This is a genomic window from Paractinoplanes hotanensis, assembly GCF_023717965.1.
Classification (GTDB): Bacteria; Actinomycetota; Actinomycetes; order Mycobacteriales; family Micromonosporaceae; genus Actinoplanes; species Actinoplanes polyasparticus.
On the sequence record NZ_JAMQOL010000029.1, the window covers coordinates 15,074 to 31,189 of the forward strand.

At 72.9% G+C, this 16,116-nt stretch carries 17 protein-coding genes; 11 read left to right on the plus strand and 6 right to left on the minus strand.

The genetic code is table 11. The annotated features are described in order from the left end of the window. Window positions 1–6 precede the first annotated feature (6 nt). The gene (locus LXN57_RS21105) at window positions 7–2,184 is read left to right on the plus strand and encodes an MMPL family transporter (RefSeq protein WP_251799889.1); all 2,178 of its coding nucleotides are present in this window, start codon (window positions 7–9) and stop codon (window positions 2,182–2,184) included. Here LXN57_RS21105 and LXN57_RS21110 read toward each other — a convergent pair. After that, entirely contained in the window at window positions 2,155–2,679 is a 525-nt protein-coding gene (locus LXN57_RS21110) for a 2'-5' RNA ligase family protein (protein WP_251799890.1), read from the minus strand. The two genes, LXN57_RS21105 and LXN57_RS21110, sit on opposite strands and share 30 nt — an antisense overlap. 117 nt (window positions 2,680–2,796) lie before the next feature. Here LXN57_RS21110 and LXN57_RS21115 point away from each other — a divergent pair, with 117 nt between their 5' ends. The 5 genes from LXN57_RS21115 (at window position 2,797) to LXN57_RS21135 (ending at window position 7,134) form a co-directional block, all read left to right on the plus strand. Then, on the plus strand, window positions 2,797–3,714 hold the full coding sequence (locus LXN57_RS21115) for an ABC transporter ATP-binding protein (protein WP_251799891.1): 918 nt from the start codon (window positions 2,797–2,799) through the stop codon (window positions 3,712–3,714). Further along, window positions 3,711–4,496 (plus strand): ABC transporter permease, encoded by a 786-nt coding sequence (locus tag LXN57_RS21120; protein ID WP_251799892.1) that lies wholly within the window; start codon window positions 3,711–3,713, stop codon window positions 4,494–4,496. The genes LXN57_RS21115 and LXN57_RS21120 overlap by 4 nt, the downstream gene beginning before the upstream one ends. Window positions 4,497–4,513: 17 nt before the next feature. Beyond that, complete coding sequence (locus LXN57_RS21125; RefSeq protein ID WP_251799893.1) at window positions 4,514–5,578, plus strand: sensor histidine kinase; 1,065 nt, start codon at window positions 4,514–4,516, stop codon at window positions 5,576–5,578. Next, window positions 5,575–6,186, plus strand: a complete 612-nt coding sequence (locus tag LXN57_RS21130; RefSeq protein WP_251799894.1) for a response regulator transcription factor — start codon at window positions 5,575–5,577, stop codon at window positions 6,184–6,186. Before LXN57_RS21125 ends, LXN57_RS21130 begins: the two co-directional genes overlap by 4 nt. A 105-nt stretch (window positions 6,187–6,291) precedes the next feature. Then, a complete protein-coding gene (locus tag LXN57_RS21135; RefSeq protein ID WP_251799895.1) occupies window positions 6,292–7,134 on the plus strand; it encodes a sigma-70 family RNA polymerase sigma factor in 843 nt (280 codons plus the stop codon). A gap of 34 nt (window positions 7,135–7,168) precedes the next feature. Here the strand turns inward: LXN57_RS21135 and LXN57_RS21140 are convergent, their stop codons facing one another. Continuing rightward, window positions 7,169–7,915 carry an alpha/beta fold hydrolase gene (locus LXN57_RS21140; protein ID WP_251799896.1) on the minus strand — a complete coding sequence of 249 codons (747 nt, stop codon included), beginning with the start codon at window positions 7,913–7,915 and terminating at the stop codon, window positions 7,169–7,171. Between the two features lie 45 nt (window positions 7,916–7,960). Here LXN57_RS21140 and LXN57_RS21145 point away from each other — a divergent pair, with 45 nt between their 5' ends. Further along, window positions 7,961–8,911, plus strand: coding sequence for a threonine ammonia-lyase (locus tag LXN57_RS21145; protein WP_251799897.1), 951 nt, complete (start codon window positions 7,961–7,963; stop codon window positions 8,909–8,911). Here the strand turns inward: LXN57_RS21145 and LXN57_RS21150 are convergent. Beyond that, window positions 8,900–9,859, minus strand: a complete 960-nt coding sequence (locus LXN57_RS21150) for an NAD-dependent epimerase/dehydratase family protein (protein WP_251799898.1) — start codon at window positions 9,857–9,859, stop codon at window positions 8,900–8,902. The two genes, LXN57_RS21145 and LXN57_RS21150, sit on opposite strands and share 12 nt — an antisense overlap. A gap of 47 nt (window positions 9,860–9,906) precedes the next feature. After that, window positions 9,907–10,368 carry a heme-degrading domain-containing protein gene (locus LXN57_RS21155; RefSeq protein WP_251799899.1) on the minus strand — a complete coding sequence of 154 codons (462 nt, stop codon included), beginning with the start codon at window positions 10,366–10,368 and terminating at the stop codon, window positions 9,907–9,909. Window positions 10,369–10,498: 130 nt separating this feature from the next. On the opposite strand from LXN57_RS21155, the gene LXN57_RS21160 reads away from it, so the two are divergent. Then, window positions 10,499–11,275, plus strand: coding sequence for an endonuclease/exonuclease/phosphatase family protein (locus tag LXN57_RS21160; protein WP_251799900.1), 777 nt, complete (start codon window positions 10,499–10,501; stop codon window positions 11,273–11,275). Here LXN57_RS21160 and LXN57_RS21165 read toward each other — a convergent pair. Further along, entirely contained in the window at window positions 11,257–11,757 is a 501-nt protein-coding gene (locus tag LXN57_RS21165; RefSeq protein WP_251799901.1) for a GNAT family N-acetyltransferase, read from the minus strand. The genes LXN57_RS21160 and LXN57_RS21165 overlap by 19 nt on opposite strands. Window positions 11,758–11,837: 80 nt before the next feature. On the opposite strand from LXN57_RS21165, the gene LXN57_RS21170 reads away from it, so the two are divergent. Together LXN57_RS21170 and LXN57_RS21175 are read left to right on the plus strand one after the other, a co-directional pair. Then, window positions 11,838–12,275 (plus strand): MarR family winged helix-turn-helix transcriptional regulator, encoded by a 438-nt coding sequence (locus LXN57_RS21170; RefSeq protein WP_251799902.1) that lies wholly within the window; start codon window positions 11,838–11,840, stop codon window positions 12,273–12,275. Continuing rightward, entirely contained in the window at window positions 12,272–12,697 is a 426-nt protein-coding gene (locus LXN57_RS21175) for an organic hydroperoxide resistance protein (RefSeq protein ID WP_251799903.1), read from the plus strand. Before LXN57_RS21170 ends, LXN57_RS21175 begins: the two co-directional genes overlap by 4 nt. 48 nt (window positions 12,698–12,745) lie before the next feature. On the opposite strand, the gene LXN57_RS21180 is transcribed toward LXN57_RS21175, so the two are convergent. Beyond that, window positions 12,746–15,352, minus strand: a complete 2,607-nt coding sequence (locus tag LXN57_RS21180; protein ID WP_251799904.1) for an AfsR/SARP family transcriptional regulator — start codon at window positions 15,350–15,352, stop codon at window positions 12,746–12,748. Between the two features lie 151 nt (window positions 15,353–15,503). Here LXN57_RS21180 and LXN57_RS21185 point away from each other — a divergent pair, with 151 nt between their 5' ends. Next, a complete protein-coding gene (locus tag LXN57_RS21185) occupies window positions 15,504–16,052 on the plus strand; it encodes a hypothetical protein (protein ID WP_251799905.1) in 549 nt (182 codons plus the stop codon). Window positions 16,053–16,116: the final 64 nt, after the last annotated feature.

Consider the following 16,116-nt stretch of genomic DNA (forward strand, 5'->3'; position numbering starts at 1 on the left):
GAGGGCATGGCTACGTTGCTGTACCGGCTGGGCCGGTACTCGTTCCGCAACCGCCGGACGGTGCTCCTGTCCTGGCTGGGATTGCTGGTCGCGGCCCTGGCCGGGATGGTGCTGCTGCAGAAGCCCACCACGGACTCGTTCAGCATCCCGGGCACGCCCGCGCAGCAGACGATCGACCTGCTGGCCGAGCGGTTCCCGCAGGCCCGGGCGCAGACGGCCGGGGCCACCGCGCGGGTGGTGTTCGCCCAGCCCGGCGGGAACGTGCTGGACGAGGCGGCCGTGCGCCGGGCGGTGGCCTCGCTCAAGAGCTCGCCGCAGGTCGCCACGGTCAGCGACCCGGCGCAGAATCCGGACCGTACGGTCGCGTACGTGCAGGTCACCTACAGTGTGCCGCCGAGCGGCCTGACCGGCGCCGCCCGGCAGGGCCTGGACGACGTGGTCATGTGGGCGCGGGCCGAGGGGCTGATCGCCGAGGTCGGCGGCGACGCCGTGCAGGCCGCCGGGCACGCCCCGATCGGTGAGGTGTTCGGTGTCGTGATCGCCGCCCTCGTCCTGCTCGCCACGTTCGGGTCGCTGGTGGCGGCCGGCCTGCCGCTGCTGACCGCGATCATCGGGGTGGCGCTGGGCTTCGCCGGGATCGGCATCGCCACCCGCTTCACCGAGCTCTCCGGCACCACCTCGACGCTGGCGATGATGCTGGGGCTGGCCGTGGCCATCGACTACGCGCTGTTCATCGTGTCGCGTTACCGCACCGAGCTCAGGGCCGGGCGCGAGCGGTCCGAGGCCGCCGGGCGCGCGGTGGGCACAGCGGGCAACGCCGTCGTGTTCGCCGGGCTTACCGTGATCATCGCCCTGTCCGGTCTGACCGTCGCCGGCATCCCGTTCCTGAGCCAGATGGGTGTGGCGGCGGCCGGCACCGTGGCGGTGGCCGTCCTGATCGCGTTGACGCTGTTGCCGGCGCTGCTCGGGTACGCGGGCACGAAGATCACCCCGGCGCAGGTACGGGACCGGACCGCCCGCCCGGCGCTGGGTGACACCTGGGTGCGTGTGATCGCCCGTCACCCGGTGCCGGCCCTGCTGGCCGCCGTGCTGGGCCTGGGCGTGATCGCGATCCCGGCCGCCGACCTGCGCCTGGGGCTGCCGACCGACGGCAGCGCGGCCGCCGACACCAGCCCCCGCCGCGCGTACGACCAGCTGTCCGACGGGTTCGGGCCGGGCTTCAACGGCCCGCTGACCGTCGTGGTCGTGCCCGGCACCACGCTCGAAGGCCTGCCGGGGGTGGCGATGGTCAGCCCGCCGGCGACGAACGTGGCCGGCGACACGTCGATCGTCACGGTCGTCCCGGCCACCGCACCGGACGACCGGGCCACCGAGGATCTGGTGCACCGGATGCGGGACACCGAGGGCGTGCTCGGGGTCACCGGCGCCACCGCCGTCAACGTGGACATCAGCGAGAAGCTGGCCGGCGCCCTGGTGCCGTACCTGATTCTGGTTGTCGGTCTGGCGTTCGTGCTGCTGGCGCTGGTGTTCCGGTCGGTGCTGGTGCCGCTGACGGCGACCCTGGGGTTCCTGCTGTCGGTGGCGGCCACGTTCGGCGCGCTGGTGGCGGTGTTCCAGTGGGGCTGGCAGGCCGACCGGTTCGGGCTCATCCAGACCGGGCCGATCATCAGCTTCCTGCCCATCCTGCTCATCGGCATCGTGTTCGGCCTCGCCATGGATTACCAGGTTTTCCTGGTGACCCGCATGCGGGAGGCCTTCGTGCACGGCGCGAAGGCCCGGGACGCGGTGATCAGCGGCTTCCGGCACGGGGCCCGGGTCGTCACCGCGGCCGCATTCATCATGATGAGTGTGTTCTTCGGGTTCATGCTGGGCCCCGAGGCTGTCATCAAGTCGATCGGGTTCGGCCTGGGCATGGCGATCCTGTTCGACGCGGTCGTCGTCCGCATGATCCTCGTGCCGGCGGTGATGGTGCTGCTGGGCAACGCCGCCTGGTGGCTGCCCGGCCGGCTCGACCGGCTGCTGCCCGACGTCGACGTCGAGGGCGGGGCCCTGACCCGCCGCCTCGACCGGCAGCGAACCTCCGCCCAGCCCCAGCCCCAGCCCGAGCCGGAGCTGGAGCTGGATGCCGAGCCGGTGGTGACCGACGGGTCGCCGTCAGCCCAGCGCGAACTCCTCCAGAGTTGACCAGGTGGCGCCCGGGGCGGGCGTGCCGACAGCCAGGCGCATGCTGGTCACCCGGGCGTGGATGGGCAGGTGCTCGGCGACGGCGCCGGCCGCGGCCTTCAGATCGGCCGGGGGATGGTCGTGCCCGATGGTCAGGTGGGGCACCACCTCGTCGAACAGGCCGTCGTAGGGGCGGGCGGCCGGGAACCGGGCGCAGACGGCGGCCGTCAGGGCCAGGAACGGGTGCGCGGGTTCGGGGGCCAGCCACACGACCCGTTCGCCGAACCAGCCCACCCCGGTCAGGGCGCAGAAGAACGCGGGCACCCCGGCCGCGGCCTGACGCAGCCCGGCCAGCACGTGCGCGTCGATGCGGGACGGCGGCAGGAACGGGTAGCAGACCGTGATGTGCGCGGGCACCCCCCACGAGGCGGCCAGGTCGAGGCGGTCGCGGTGGACGGCCACGGCGGGCTCGGCCTCGGCGACGGCGACGATCAGGGCGCTGTGCGTCGGTTCCATCGCCGCATTCTGGTGCCCGGGGCGGCGCGGCGCCAGAGTGCGGCCCTGACGAATGTCATGCCCGGGTCGTGACGCTCAGCAGCCGGCCGGGCAGGGCCGGGCGCCCACGATGAACGCATGACCCTCACCACCGCTCTGGAGACCGCAGCGGTCGACCTGTCCGGCGTCGTCAAGCGCTACGGCGCGGTGACCGCGGTCGACGGCGTCTCCCTGACCATCCGCCCCGGCGAGGTGGTCGCCCTGCTCGGCCCCAACGGCGCCGGCAAGACCACCACCGTCGACATGCTGCTCGGCCTGCAACAGCCCGACGAGGGCAGCGTCGAGGTGTACGGGCGGGCCCCGCACGACGCGGTCGCGCTCGGCCTGGTCTCGGCCGTCATGCAGACCGGCGGGCTGCTCAAGGACTACACCGTCGAGGAGACCGTGCGCCTGACCGCGGTGCTGTTCGGCAAGCCGCGGACGGCGGTCGCCGCGACCATCGCGCGGGCCGGCCTCACCGACGTCGCGAACCGGCTGGTCGGCAAGTGCTCGGGCGGTCAGCAGCAGCGGCTGCGGTTCGCGATGGCGCTGCTGCCCGACCCGGAACTGCTGATCCTGGACGAGCCGACGACCGGCATGGACGTCGCCGGCCGGCACGACTTCTGGTCGGCGATCCGCGACGACGCGCGCCGCGGCCGCACGGTCATCTTCGCCACCCACTACCTGGAGGAGGCCGACGCGTACGCCGACCGGGTCGTGTTCGTGCGACGCGGCCGGATCGTCGCCGACGGCACCGCGGCCGAGGTCAAGGCCCTGGCTTCGGGCCGTACGGTCCGGGCCACCCTGCCCGGCGCGGCCGAGGGCGAGCTGGCGCGGATCGCCGGCGTCGACCGGGCCGAGGTGCGCGGCGACACCGTGTTCCTGCACGGCAACGACTCCGACGAGATCGCCCGCTATCTGCTCACCCGCACCGCGGCCCGGGACCTGGAGGTCACCTCCCGGAACCTGGAGGACGCGTTCCTGGCCCTGACGGCCGACGAGGAGCCGCACTCATGAGCACGGTTGCTGTACCCGTCGCCCGTTCCCTGCCCAGGTTCGGCGGGTTCACCCCCGGCATGATCGCGCTCGAGCTGCGCCGGATGATGCGCAACCGCCGCACGGTCGTCTTCACCTTCGTCATGCCGGCGGTGTTCTTCCTGCTGTTCGGCACGAGCAGCGACTACCGGACCGAACGGCTGGGCGACGGCAACGTCACCGGCTACATCCTGGTCAGCATGGCCGTGTACGGCGCGATGCTGGCGACCACCTCGGGCGGGGCGATGGTCTCGATCGAACGGGCCGCCGGGTGGAGCCGGCAGCTGCGGCTGACCCCGTTGCGCCCGGTCGCCTACGTCGCCGTGAAACTGGTCCTCGCCATGATCATCGGGGCCGTGTCGGTGGGGGTCGCGTTCGTGGTCGGCGCGTTCGCGGGGGCGCAGCTGCCGGCGTACGCGTGGGTCGTCTGCGGTGTGCTGGCCTGGGTGTGTGCCCTCGTGTTCGCCGCGTTCGGCCTGTTCATGGGCTATCTGCTGCCCAGCGAGAACGTGATGCAGATCCTCGGGCCGGTGCTGGCGGTGCTCTCGTTCGCCGGTGGCCTGTTCGTGCCGCTCGACCAGTTCGGGGCGGCGTTCGCCACGATCGCGAAGTTCACCCCCGTGTACGGGGTCGGTGAGATCGCCCGCTACCCGCTGACCCACGACGGCAACCTGTGGCTGGCCGTGCTGAACGTGGTGGTGTGGACCGCGCTGTTCGCGGCGGGCGCGATGTGGCGGTTCCGGCGGGACACCGCGCGCGTATGAGCCGTAGGTTCCTCGGTATGACGGCGACGGGCGGCCCACCACGTTTCGGCTGGGTGTTCGCCGCCGTCTGGCTGTTCTACCTCGGCGGCAACGTCGGAGCGCTGCTGAACCAGCCGAACGTGTACTGGCGGGTGACCGGGCTGATCTCGGTGGCGGTGTTCGCCGCCGGCTTCCTGTTCCTGGTGGCCCGCCGCCGCCGGCGCACCGTGCGGGTCTGGCTGGGCATCACGCTGCTGCTGGCGTTGGTCGCCCTGCAGGTGCCCGGCGCCGGCGACCACGCGCTGACCTGCCTGGTCTACGTCGCGGCCCTGGCCATGGTGAACCTGCCGATCGGCCAGTCGGCGCCGCTGGCCGCGATCCTGTTCGCCGGGGCGGAGATCCTTCCGCGGACGGTCGACGGCTGGGCCGACCGCGGCTACGGCCTGGCCGTGCTGCTGGGCTCGCTGGCCACCTACGGGATCCGGATGGCCGCCGAACGCCAGCGCCGGCTGATCGCCGCCCAGCTCGAACTGGCCGACCGGGCGGTAGCCGACGAGCGGGCCCGGATCGCGGCCGACCTGCACGACATCCTCGGGCACTCGCTGACCGTGGTCACCGTGAAGGCCGAGCTGGCGCAGCGGCTGCTCGACGTCGACATCGAACGGGCCCGCAAGGAACTGGCCGACCTGGAGACGCTGGCCCGCGACGCCCTGGCCGACGTTCGCACCACGGCGCTGGGGGTACGCGGCATCTCGCTGCCCGGTGAGATCGCCGCCGCCCGCGAAGCCCTGGCCGCGGCGAACGTCGAGGCGGACCTGCCCGGAGCCGCCGACGAGGTGCCCACCCGCAACCGGGAACTGTTCGCCTGGACGATCCGCGAGGCCGTCACCAACGTGGTGCGGCACAGCCGGGCCCGGCACGTGCGGGTGCAGCTCACCCCGGACTGCGTGGAGATCGTCGACGACGGCGCCGGCGGCGTCTTCGTGACCGGGCAGGGTTTGTCCGGCCTGCGGCGGCGGGCCGAGGGTGCGGGCGGCCGGCTGGTGGCCGGCGCCTGTGCGGACGGGCCGGGTTTCCGGGTACGCGTGGAGGTACCGAGATGATCAAGTTGCTGCTCGCCGACGACCAGGCCCTGGTCCGCGGCGCGATGGCCGCGCTGCTCGACATGGAACCCGACCTGAAGGTCGTGGCCGAGGTCGGCCGCGGCGACGAGGTGGTGGCGGCCGCCCGGGCCAGCGAGCCCGACGTGGCGCTGCTGGACGTGGAGATGCCCGGCCTCGACGGGGTGGCGGCGGCCCGGGCGCTGCACCGGGCGATGCCTTCCGTACGGGTGCTGATGGTGACGACGTTCGGCCGGGCCGGCTACCTGCGTCAGGCCATGGCAGCCGGCGCGGGCGGGTTCATCGTCAAGGACACCCCGGCCCGCCAGCTGGCCGACGCGGTGCGCCGGGTCCACGAGGGGCTGCGGGTGGTCGACCCCGGCCTGGCCGCGCAGTCCCTGGCCCAGGGCGATTCGCCGCTGACCGAGCGCGAGACCGGGGTGTTGCGGGCCGCCCGTGACGGCGGCACGGTGGCCGACATCGCCCGCGAGCTGCACCTGTCGGAAGGCACCGTGCGCAACCACCTGTCGTCGGCCATCGGCAAGACCGGCGCCCGCACCCGCGCCGAGGCCGTCCGCCTGGCCATGGAGAACGGCTGGCTGCTCACTTGAGAGTTCCGTTCCGAGCGCAACCGAGCGGCAACTGCGTGTAACCGGATCCTGCACCCGGCGCCGACAAAAGTTCCTCCCTGTCAGCAACGACAAGGGGGAACCACCATGAACGCCACCACGACCGTCACCCGCGAGCAGGAGACCCTGATCCGCGAGAACATGGCCCTGGTCGGCCACATGGTGCGCGAGACGCTGTTCAAGGTCCCGCCGCACGTGCACCGCGACGACCTGGCCTCGGCCGGCTACGCCGCGCTGGTCACCGCCGCCCAGGCCTTCGATGAGGCCCGCGGCGTCCCGTTCGGCAAGTTCGCCGCGATGCGGGTGCGCGGCGCCCTGCTCGACGAGCTGCGCGGCCTCGACTGGGCCAGCCGCTCGGTCCGGGCCCGGGCCCGCCGCGCCGAGCAGGCCCGCCAGGAACTGACCGCCCAGCTGGGCCGCACGCCCACCGACACCGAGCTCGCGCAGCTGCTGGGCGTGGCCGTCAGCGAGCTCGCCTCCGTGCAGGACGACGTGCAGCGCGCCGCCGTGCTCTCGCTGCAGGGCTTCGCCGCCGGCACCGCCGAGGAGATGCTCGCCGAGACCGCCCTCAACCCGGAGGAGATGCTGCTGCACCGCGAGCGCATCGGCTACCTGCACGACGCGGTGGCCGTCCTGCCCGAGCGGCTGCGGTTCGTCGTCGAGGAGTCCTACCTGCGCGAGCGGCCGCTGGCCGAGGTGGCCGCCGAGCTCGAGGTGACCGAGTCGCGGGTGTCGCAGCTGCGCACCGAGGCCCTGGCCCTGCTCAAGGACGGCCTGAGCACCCACCTGGAGCAGCAGCAGGCAGCCGCGGCCAAGGACGGCTGCGTGGCCCGCAAGCGCGCCGTCTACGTCGCGAAGATCGCCGCCCGGACGACCATGGCGTCGCGCCTCGCCGTGACCGACGCGCAGGGCCTGCTCGCCGCCGCCTGACCCGGTTCGAGCGCGTAGGGCGTCACGTGTGGCATCAGTGATCCGTCAGGAAGGGGAGCAGCAGGTCGTTGAGGGCGGCCGGGTCTTCCAGGTTGGGCAGGTGGCCGGCCCAGTCGAGCGGCAGGTGGGTCGCGACGGGCAGGCGGGCGGTCAGGCCCTCGGCGATGTCGCGGAAGTCGGGCAGGTCGTGCGCGCCGGAGATGAGCAGGGTGGGGGCGGTGATCGCTTCCACCGCGTACGGGACCTCGAGCTCGTCGACCTCGGGCGCCGCGAGCTGAACCTCGTAGGCGTGGCGCTGCATGACGCGGACGTGGGCGCGGGTGGCGTCGTCGGCCTGCGGGCCCACCCACGTGTCCACCATCAGCTCGGTCGCGGCCGCCACGTCGCCCGCTTCGAGCAGGGCGTTCTCCTGCGACCACAGTGCCCGCAGCTGGGCGGACGGGGTCATCTCGGGGCCGGCTGTGCACAACAGCGCCAAGGCGGTGACCCGCTGCGGCCAGCGGGCGGCGATCTCCAAGGCCACCAGGCCGCCGCCGGAGGAGCCGACGACCGCGAACTCGTCGAGGCCGTCGAGCGTCTCGATCACCAGGTCGGCCGGGTTGTACGGCGCGGACGGGACGGGGGAGTCGCCGTACCCGGGAAGGTCGACCCGCACCGCCCGAAGGCCGGCCGAGGCCAGGGCGACCATCTGGGGATCCCACATGCGGCGGTCGCAGACCGTCGAATGCAGCAGCAGCACGGGCCGCCCGGTTCCGTCGGAGTCATGGGATAGCGTCGTCATCGCAGCGCAGGCTATCGGCATCGCGGGTCGAGAGGGAAACGGCTTATGGTCACCTTGCAGGATGTGCGGGAGGCGGCCAAGCGCATCGAGGGGGTCGCCCACCACACCCCGGTGCTGCGCTCGCGCACGCTCGACGGGCGGGCCGGCTGCGAGGTCTACCTCAAGTGCGAGAACCTGCAGCGCGTCGGCGCGTTCAAGTTCCGCGGCGCCTACAACGCGATCCGCCGGCTGAGCCCCGAGCAGCTGGGGCGCGGCATCGCCGCGTACTCGTCGGGCAACCACGCCCAGGCGGTCGCGTTGTCGGCGAAGGAGCTGGGCACCACCGCCGTCATCGTCATGCCCGAGGACACACCGCGCTCGAAACTCGACGCGGTCGCCGGCTACGGGGCCGAGATCGTCACGTACGACCGGTACACCGGCGACCGCGAGCAGATCGGCGCCCGGCTGGCCGAGGAGCGCGGCCTGGCCCTGATCCCGCCCTACGAGCACCCCGACGTGATCGCCGGGCAGGGCACCGCCGCCCTCGAGCTGCTCGAAGAGGCCGGCCACCTCGACGCGATCCTGGTGCCCGTCGGTGGCGGCGGACTCATCGCGGGCAGTGCGACCGCCGCCAAGGGCCTGCAACCGGGCATCCGCGTCATCGGGGTCGAACCCGAAGAAGGCAACGACACGTTCCTGTCGCTGGCCGCGGGAAAGCGCGTGAGCATCCCCGTGCCCCGCACGATCGCCGACGGTCAGGCCGCCCCCACCCCGGGCGAGCTGACCTTCTCGATCAACAGGGAACTCGTCGACGAGATCGTGCTGGTCAGCGACGACGAGATCCGCGACGCCCTGCGCTTCGCGGTCGACCGGCTCAAGCTCGTCATGGAGCCCAGCGGCGCCACCGGTGTGGCCGCGCTGCTGGCGGGCCGCCTCGACCCGCCGCCGGCCCGGATCGGTGTGATCATCTCGGGCGGCAACGTGGGCGCGGCCCGCCTGGCCGAGCTACTCGCCTAACACCTTCGCCTCCACCGCCGGGTCCAGGCCCACCCGCGGCCGGTCGGCCCGCTGCGGCGCGTCACCGGGCAGGCTGCGCAGCCACGCCCACGTGTCCTCGACCGTCTCCCGCACCGGCCGGCAGACCAGACCCTCCCCGTACGCCTTGCTCACATCCCCGCCGTGCAGGAACTCGTGCAGGTCGCCCGGCGGCAGCCAGACCGGCAGCTGCGTCCACGGCTCGATCCCGGCCGCCTCGATCGTCGCCGGCTCGGTCCAGCGCAGCTCCGCGCGCCCGCCGGTCACCTCGGCTGCGATCTCCAGCAGCTCACCCATGGTCGTGTGACCGGACCGGCTGACCAGGTCGAACGGGCCGTCGACGCGGCGGGTGGCCGTGTCGAGCAGGAAGTTCGCCAGGTCGCGGGCGTCGATGTACTGCAGCGGGCTGTTCCGCGGGCCCGGGGCCAGGGTCGGACCGCCCCGGGCCAGCCGGTTCAGCCACCACGGCAGGCGGCCGATGTCCTCGTACGGGCCCAGGATCAGCCCGGCCCGGGCCAGCAGCACCGAACCGTCGAAAGCGGCCGCCCCCTGCTCACCGCGCAGCTTGTCCCCGGCGTACCCCTCGTCGCCGTCGTCGACCAGGGGCGCCGCCTCGGCCTTCTCGTGCTGCTCGCCCGAATAGACCGACCGGCTCGACACGTACGCGTAATGCCCGGCCCTGGTGCTGAGGAGCTCCGCCGTCCGCCGCACCGCCTCGCCCTGGGCCGACCACGTGTCGACCACCGCGTCCCAGGCGCCGGTCCCGAGCGCGGACAGGTCGCCCATCCGGTCGCCGATCAGCACGCGGACACCGGAGGGCGCCACCCGCTGCCCCCGGTTGAACACGGTCACGTCGTAGCCGCGGCGCACAGCCTCGTCGGCGACGGCCCGGCCCACGAAGCCGGACCCGCCCAGGATCAGCAATCTCATGCGCACGACCCTGCCCCGGCCCCGGGCCGCACCGGAAGGCTTTCTCGCTACGAGCGAAACGCCCGCAACGCCTCCACCACCAGCGCGTGGTCGTCGGCCTGAGGCAGACCCGACACGGTCACCACCCCGACCACCCCGACGTCACGGATGCGGATCGGGAACGCCCCGCCGTGCGCCGCGTAGTCGGCCGGGTTCACCCCCATGCCCGCGTCCAGCTCCTGCCCCTTCGCGGCCAGCCGCCGGCCCACCAGGTACGACGACGCCCCGTAGCGCTCGACCACCCGCACCTTCCGCTCGATCCACCGGTCGTTGTCGGCCACGCTGCCCGCCAGCCCGGCATGGAACAACTGCTGCGCGCCCCGCCGGATGTCGATCGCCACCGGCAGCCCCCGCCCGGTCGCCAGCTCCACCAGCAGGCTGCCCAGCCGCCACGCGTCGGCGTTGTCGAAACGGCTCAGCTCGAGCTCGCGCTCCTGCGACTCCAGCTCGGCGATCAGATCATCAGTCATGACAGGCATTATCGGCCGCGCCGGCGCTGCAACCAGATCCCGATCGCCGCGACTGCGATGAAGATCATCACTGAGCAGCAGAGCGCCTTGATGAACATCGGCTTCTCCCCGTTGGCTAGGGTCGGTACTCGTGCGCCTGGCCACGTTCAACCTCTTGCACGGCAGATCGCTGTCCGACGGCACGGTACACGCCGATCGCGTCGCCGCCGCCGTATCCGACCTCGACGCCGACGTGCTGGGCCTGCAGGAGGTCGACAAGGCCCAGCCCCGCAGCGGCCTGCTCGACCTCACCGCCATCGCCGCCGACGCCCTCGGCGCGCAGGTCCACCGCTTCGCCGCCGCCGTCGTCGGCACGCCGGGGGAGAAGTGGCAACCCTGGCGCAGCGACGACGACAACCAGCACCCGCTGTACGGCATCGCCCTGGTCAGCCGCTACCCGGTGACCCGCTGGCAGGTCACCGCCCTGCCCGGCGCGCCCATGCGCTCACCCATCTACGACCCCGACAACGGCCTGCGGCTGCTCAAGGACGAACCCCGGGTGCTGCTGGCCGCCGTACTGGAAACGCCCCAGGGCCCGATGACCGTGGCCACCACCCACCTGTCGTTCGTGCCCGGCTGGAACCTCCGGCAACTGCGCCACGCCGTACGGGCCCTGCGCGCGCTACCCGCGCCCCGGGTGCTGCTGGGGGACCTCAACATGCCGTCGCGCCCCGTCCGCGCCGTGACCGGATGGCGCACCCTGGCCCGGGCCGCCACCTTCCCCAGCCCCATGCCCCGGGCGCAGCTCGACCACATCCTGGCCGACCCCCGCGGCCTCGACGACCTCGGCCGCGTCGTGCAGGTCGCCACCAGCCGGCCCGCCGTCTCCGACCACCTGCCCCTGGTCGTTCAGCTCGACCGCAGATAGACGTCCTCGAGCCCGTCCTCCGGGTCCCACTGCTCGCCCACCTTGCGGAACCCGAACCCGGCGATGGTCGCCCGCGAGCCCACATTGTCCGGACGGATGCTCGCCCGCACCGCCGTCACCCGCGGGTCGGCGTCGGCCCGTTCCAGCAGCGAGCGCAGCATCGCCTTGGCGTAACCCTTGCGGCGATGCTCGGGCGCCACCGAGTACGCCACCTCGACCACTCCCTCGGCGTCCGGCGGACCGTGAAACCCACCGTGACCGACCGTTACACCCTCCGGCTCGGCCACCGCGGCCCGCGCGATCCACTCGGCCGCCGCCGGATCAGCCTCGATGTCGGCCAGCCGGATGCGCCACAACCAGGCCTCATCCACCAGGTACGGGCTCAGGGAGGCGCCCGCCGCCGCACTCGCGGCAGCCAGGTCGCCGTCGATCAGCGCGGCCAGCGCCGCGGGGGAGAGCTGTACGAATCGGATGTCCGCCACGCGAGCGATGATCACACACCGTTGCGGCCGTCGCCACATTCCCATTGCGCACAATTCAGTTGTGCACTACCGTTCTCACCATGGTCGACAGCACCGGACTCGAACAGATGGTCTGCTTCCAGCTCTACGCGGCCAGCCGCAGCATGACCGCCGTCTACCGGCCCGCCCTCGACCCCCACGGCCTCACCTACCCCCAATACCTGGCCCTGCGCGTCCTCTGGCACCGCGGCCCCACCACCGTCCGCGACCTCGGCAGACTCCTCGACCTCGACAGCGGCACCCTCTCCCCACTGCTCAAAAGACTCGAAACCGCCGGCCACGTACGCCGCGAGCGCGGCGCCGCCGACGAACGCACCGTCGAGATCCACCTCACCGACAGCGGCCACCGCCTCCGCGACGACCTCGCCGACCTCCCACGCCGCATCGCCTGCGCCGTCGACCTCACCGAGAACGAATTCCTCCAACTGCACAACCTGCTGAGCCGCATCCGCGGCACCCAAGGAAAGGGCACACCATGACGGCGATCTACACCGCCAGCGCCACCGCCTCCGGCGACGGCCGCAGCGGCCACGTCCGCTCCAGCGACGGCGTCCTCGACTTCGACCTCGCCGTCCCCAAGGAGATGGGCGGCCCCGGCGGCGCCCACAGCAACCCCGAACAACTGTTCGCCGCCGGCTACGCCGCCTGCTTCCACAGCGCCGTCAAGCTCGTCGCCCGCAGCCGGAAGATCGACCTCGCCGACACCGCCATCACCGTCGACGTCGGCATCGGCCCCAAATCCGATGGCACCCCCGGCTTCCAGCTCAACGCCACCATCGAAGCCGAACTCAGCGGCGTCGACCAGGACACCGCCCAGCAGCTCCTCGAAGCCGCCCACCAGGTCTGCCCCTACAGCAACGCCACCCGCGGCAACATCGACGTCCAGCTCAGCGTCGCCTGACTCCGCACGCCTGACGGCGGCGCGCGACCCAGGAGCCGCGCGCCGCCGTCACCGATGGCCGCCCTTGCCCCGGCCCGCACCCCGGTCAACCGGCCCGCGCCCCTGACCGGAGACCCCGGCCGGCCGGGTGCGACCCAGATCCTGCAGCACGTCGGCGGCAGCCGGGTGGCCCAGACCGGTCAGGATGGCGGCGGCCCTCCGCCAAGCCTCGCGGCCCTCGGCCGGCGCGCCCGAGCCGATCAGGGACGCCCCCAGCCGGCGCAGGGTCTCCGCCTCCTGGAAGCGGTCGCCACAGTTGCGGAAGGCCGTCAGGGCCTGCTCGAAATGGGTGATCGCCGCCGCATGGTCGCCGCGGAGATGGTAGGCGAACCCCAGCGTGTCCCGGGTCAGGCCGCGGCCCAGCTCGTCGTCCAGCCGCTCGTGCAGGGCCAGGGCGGCCGTGCAGCGGTCGACCGCGACCTCCGGCCGGCCCAGGTGGGCATGGTGCCAGCCGATCGCGTTGAGGACCGTCGCCTGGCCCGCCACGTGGCCCAGGCTCACGTACAGAAGCAGAGACTGCTCGTCGTGCACCAGCGCGTCCGCGTGGCGGTGCTGGCGGGCATGCAACGCGGCGGTCGTCCGGTGGGCCCCAGCCAGGCCCGCCCGGTCACAGGCCGACATGAACAGGCGGCGCGCGACGGCCAGCTGTTCGGCCGCCGGGCCGTACGCCCGCAGGCAGATCTGCGCCGCGGCCAGCCCCCGCCGCGCACCTGCCTCGGCGCCCCGGTCACCCAGCCGCACCGCGGCCCGGATCGCCGCCTCCTGCACAGTCACCCTGTCGTGCCAGCGGCCACTGCGGTTCAGGTAGTCCGACATCTCCCCGGCCAGGGCCACCACCTGCCGCGGGCCGCCGAGCTCGACACAGGACAGCAGCACCTCGTGCTCGTCCTCGAACCACGAGTGACCAGCCGCCTGCGCCGCTCGCACGTAGTGGTCGATCAGGCGGGAGCGGACCGGACCCGGGTCGCCGCCGAGCTCGGCCGCATAGAGCCGCACCAGGTCGTGCATACGGTAGCGGCCCATCCGGTGCTCCTCGACCAGATGCACGTCGATCAGCTCCCGCAGCGACAGCATCAGCGCCGCGCGATCCGGACCGGCCAGGAGCCCCAGGGCGGCCGCCCCGATATCCGGCCCAGGCGCATGGCCGAGCCGGGCGAACAGCTCGGCCGCGGCCGGGCGCACCGCGGCCACCGACGCGGCCAACACCGCCCGCAGACCATCCAGCCCGTCGAGCCGAGCCGCCGACAGATCAGCGGCCAGCGCGGCCAAGGGCAACGCGGGAGCCAGCGCCGCCCGGCCGGCCACCACCCCCAACGCGAGCGGCAACCCCGCGCAATCGCGAACCAGCGAGGCCACCGCCCGCGGTTCGGCCGCCACCTTGACCGGGCCGAGGTGACTGGTCAGGACCAGAGCAGACTCACCCGGGGAAAAGGTGCCCAGGGGCACCGGGCGAGCGCCGTGCCTGACGACCAGCCCGACCAGACCGCTACGGCTGGTGATCAGCGTGGCGCAGCCGGCCGCGCCGGGCAGCAGCGGTTCCACCTGGTCCACCGTGCGGGCATCGTCGAGCACGAGCAGCACCCGGCGCTCCGCCAAAAGGCTGCGATAGAGCATGACCTGCGAATCCGGATCGGGCGGCAGCGCGGCCGGCGAGACGCCGAGCCCGTACAACAATCCCCGGATCGCCGCGCCCGCCGGGACCGGTGAGGGGTCGAAGCCCCGCAGGTTGACGTACAGCTGACCATCCGGATAACGATGCGCGTGGTGGTGCGCCCAGCAGGAGGCGAGCCACGTCTTTCCCACGCCACCCGGCCCGTGGACGACCGCCACCCGGCCCGGCAGCAGCACGCTGTCGAGCGCGGCCAAGGCCTCCGCCCGGCCGGTGAAGGCGGCAGGCCTCGGCGGCAGCTGCCGGGGCACCACGGCGTCACCCTCGACGATGCGGCGGAACAGGCGCTGCAGGGCCGATGACGGGTCGATGCCCAGCTCGTCGGCCAACCGGCGGCGCAACCGCGCAAAGTGCGACAGCGCGTCGGCCCGCCGGTCACCGCGATGCAACGCGAGCATGAGCTGCCCGGCCAGGCGCTCGTCGAACGGGTCGGCCTCGGCGCGGGCGATCAACGTGCCGATCATCTCGCCGTGCCGGCCGTCGGCCAGCAGCAGGTCGACGTGCGCATGCTCGGCCTCCTTGCGTTCTCGCGCGAGCGAGGCCCGGACCTGCGTCGACCAGTCGGTGTCGAGCCGGCCCAACGGCTCACCGCGCCACAGATCCAGGGCCGACGCGTACGCGGACTCGGTCCGGGCCGTCGCGACCAGGTGCCGGAACCGGTGCACGTCAACCGTCAGCGGATCGGCCGCGAGCATGTACCCGGCCGCCCGCCGGACGATCGGGGTGTCCAGAGCCTGCCGGAGGCGGCACAGGTAAGCGCGCATGGTGTCCTTGGCGCCGCGTGGGGCACCGGCGCCCCACACGCGTTCGACCAGCGTGTCGGCCGGGACGCTGCGGCCGGCGTCCACGGCCAGCGCGGCCAGCACGTACCGCTGCTTGGTGTGCCCGATGTCAACCTCGCGGCCGTCGGCGCACACCTCGATCTCGCCGAGCAGCCGGAACTCCATGCCGATCAGTGTCCGCGGCGACCACCACCCGGACTGTCGGGCAGCGGACCCGCGATTCAACGACTATCCAACAGTTGCTCAGCGGCCCCGATCCACCGTGGTTCCCATCGGCCGGCCGGCCCGGCGGGCCACCCTCCGAAAGGACCAACAGATGCGTTACGTATTCGCAGCCGCGGCCGCCGTCAGCACCGTGCTGGCCCTCAGCACGGCGCCGTCGTCGGCCGCCCCGGCCGAACCGGTGGCCAACCACTGCATGGCCGAGATCGGCAAGCCGGCCTCCGAGGAGTGCTTCGCCACCTTCCCGGAGGCGCGCGAGCACTTCGTGGCCATGGGCGGACAAATCGGCGAGCCCAAGAGCGGAGCGCCGGCGGCCAAAGCGGCCCAGGCCGGTCTCAGCCTCATCCCGACGCTGATCGAGATCGCCTACGACTGGAACTACCGGAACCCGCTCGGCGGCACCTACTGGTTCTACGCCTACAACGGCGGCTGCACCAACACCCTGGCCGACCTGGACTACACCCAGGACCCGATGCCGAACGGCTGGGTGAACCGCGTCTCCTCGTCCACGCTGCTCTCGAACTGCTGGGCGAAGCACTTCGAGGACCCCGGCTTCGGCGGGGCGTTCGACGGATATCGCGGCTCGGCCAGCAACCTGAACGTGGGGACGAACGACAAGGTCTCGTCGATCAAGTGGTCCTAGCGGCCGGCGAAGGCCATCCACGGTCGATCGTCCGGCGGCGGCGCCGGACGATCGGCCTTCTTTC

What these genes read in the sequence shown, in the direction of transcription:
- LXN57_RS21170 (WP_251799902.1), top strand. Translation starts at nt 11,838, where the DNA reads ATGGTCGACAGCACCGGACTCGAACAGATGGTCTGCTTCCAGCTCTAC.
- LXN57_RS21130 (WP_251799894.1), top strand. Translation starts at nt 5,575, where the DNA reads ATGATCAAGTTGCTGCTCGCCGACGACCAGGCCCTGGTCCGCGGCGCG.
- LXN57_RS21105 (WP_251799889.1), top strand. Translation starts at nt 7, where the DNA reads ATGGCTACGTTGCTGTACCGGCTGGGCCGGTACTCGTTCCGCAACCGC.
- LXN57_RS21175 (WP_251799903.1), top strand. Translation starts at nt 12,272, where the DNA reads ATGACGGCGATCTACACCGCCAGCGCCACCGCCTCCGGCGACGGCCGC.
- LXN57_RS21120 (WP_251799892.1), top strand. Translation starts at nt 3,711, where the DNA reads ATGAGCACGGTTGCTGTACCCGTCGCCCGTTCCCTGCCCAGGTTCGGC.
- LXN57_RS21155 (WP_251799899.1), bottom strand. Translation starts at nt 10,368, where the DNA reads ATGACTGATGATCTGATCGCCGAGCTGGAGTCGCAGGAGCGCGAGCTC.
- LXN57_RS21145 (WP_251799897.1), top strand. Translation starts at nt 7,961, where the DNA reads ATGGTCACCTTGCAGGATGTGCGGGAGGCGGCCAAGCGCATCGAGGGG.
- LXN57_RS21110 (WP_251799890.1), bottom strand. Translation starts at nt 2,679, where the DNA reads ATGGAACCGACGCACAGCGCCCTGATCGTCGCCGTCGCCGAGGCCGAG.
- LXN57_RS21150 (WP_251799898.1), bottom strand. Translation starts at nt 9,859, where the DNA reads ATGAGATTGCTGATCCTGGGCGGGTCCGGCTTCGTGGGCCGGGCCGTC.
- LXN57_RS21185 (WP_251799905.1), top strand. Translation starts at nt 15,504, where the DNA reads ATGCGTTACGTATTCGCAGCCGCGGCCGCCGTCAGCACCGTGCTGGCC.
- LXN57_RS21125 (WP_251799893.1), top strand. Translation starts at nt 4,514, where the DNA reads ATGACGGCGACGGGCGGCCCACCACGTTTCGGCTGGGTGTTCGCCGCC.
- LXN57_RS21180 (WP_251799904.1), bottom strand. Translation starts at nt 15,352, where the DNA reads ATGGAGTTCCGGCTGCTCGGCGAGATCGAGGTGTGCGCCGACGGCCGC.
- LXN57_RS21140 (WP_251799896.1), bottom strand. Translation starts at nt 7,915, where the DNA reads ATGACGACGCTATCCCATGACTCCGACGGAACCGGGCGGCCCGTGCTG.
- LXN57_RS21135 (WP_251799895.1), top strand. Translation starts at nt 6,292, where the DNA reads ATGAACGCCACCACGACCGTCACCCGCGAGCAGGAGACCCTGATCCGC.
- LXN57_RS21115 (WP_251799891.1), top strand. Translation starts at nt 2,797, where the DNA reads ATGACCCTCACCACCGCTCTGGAGACCGCAGCGGTCGACCTGTCCGGC.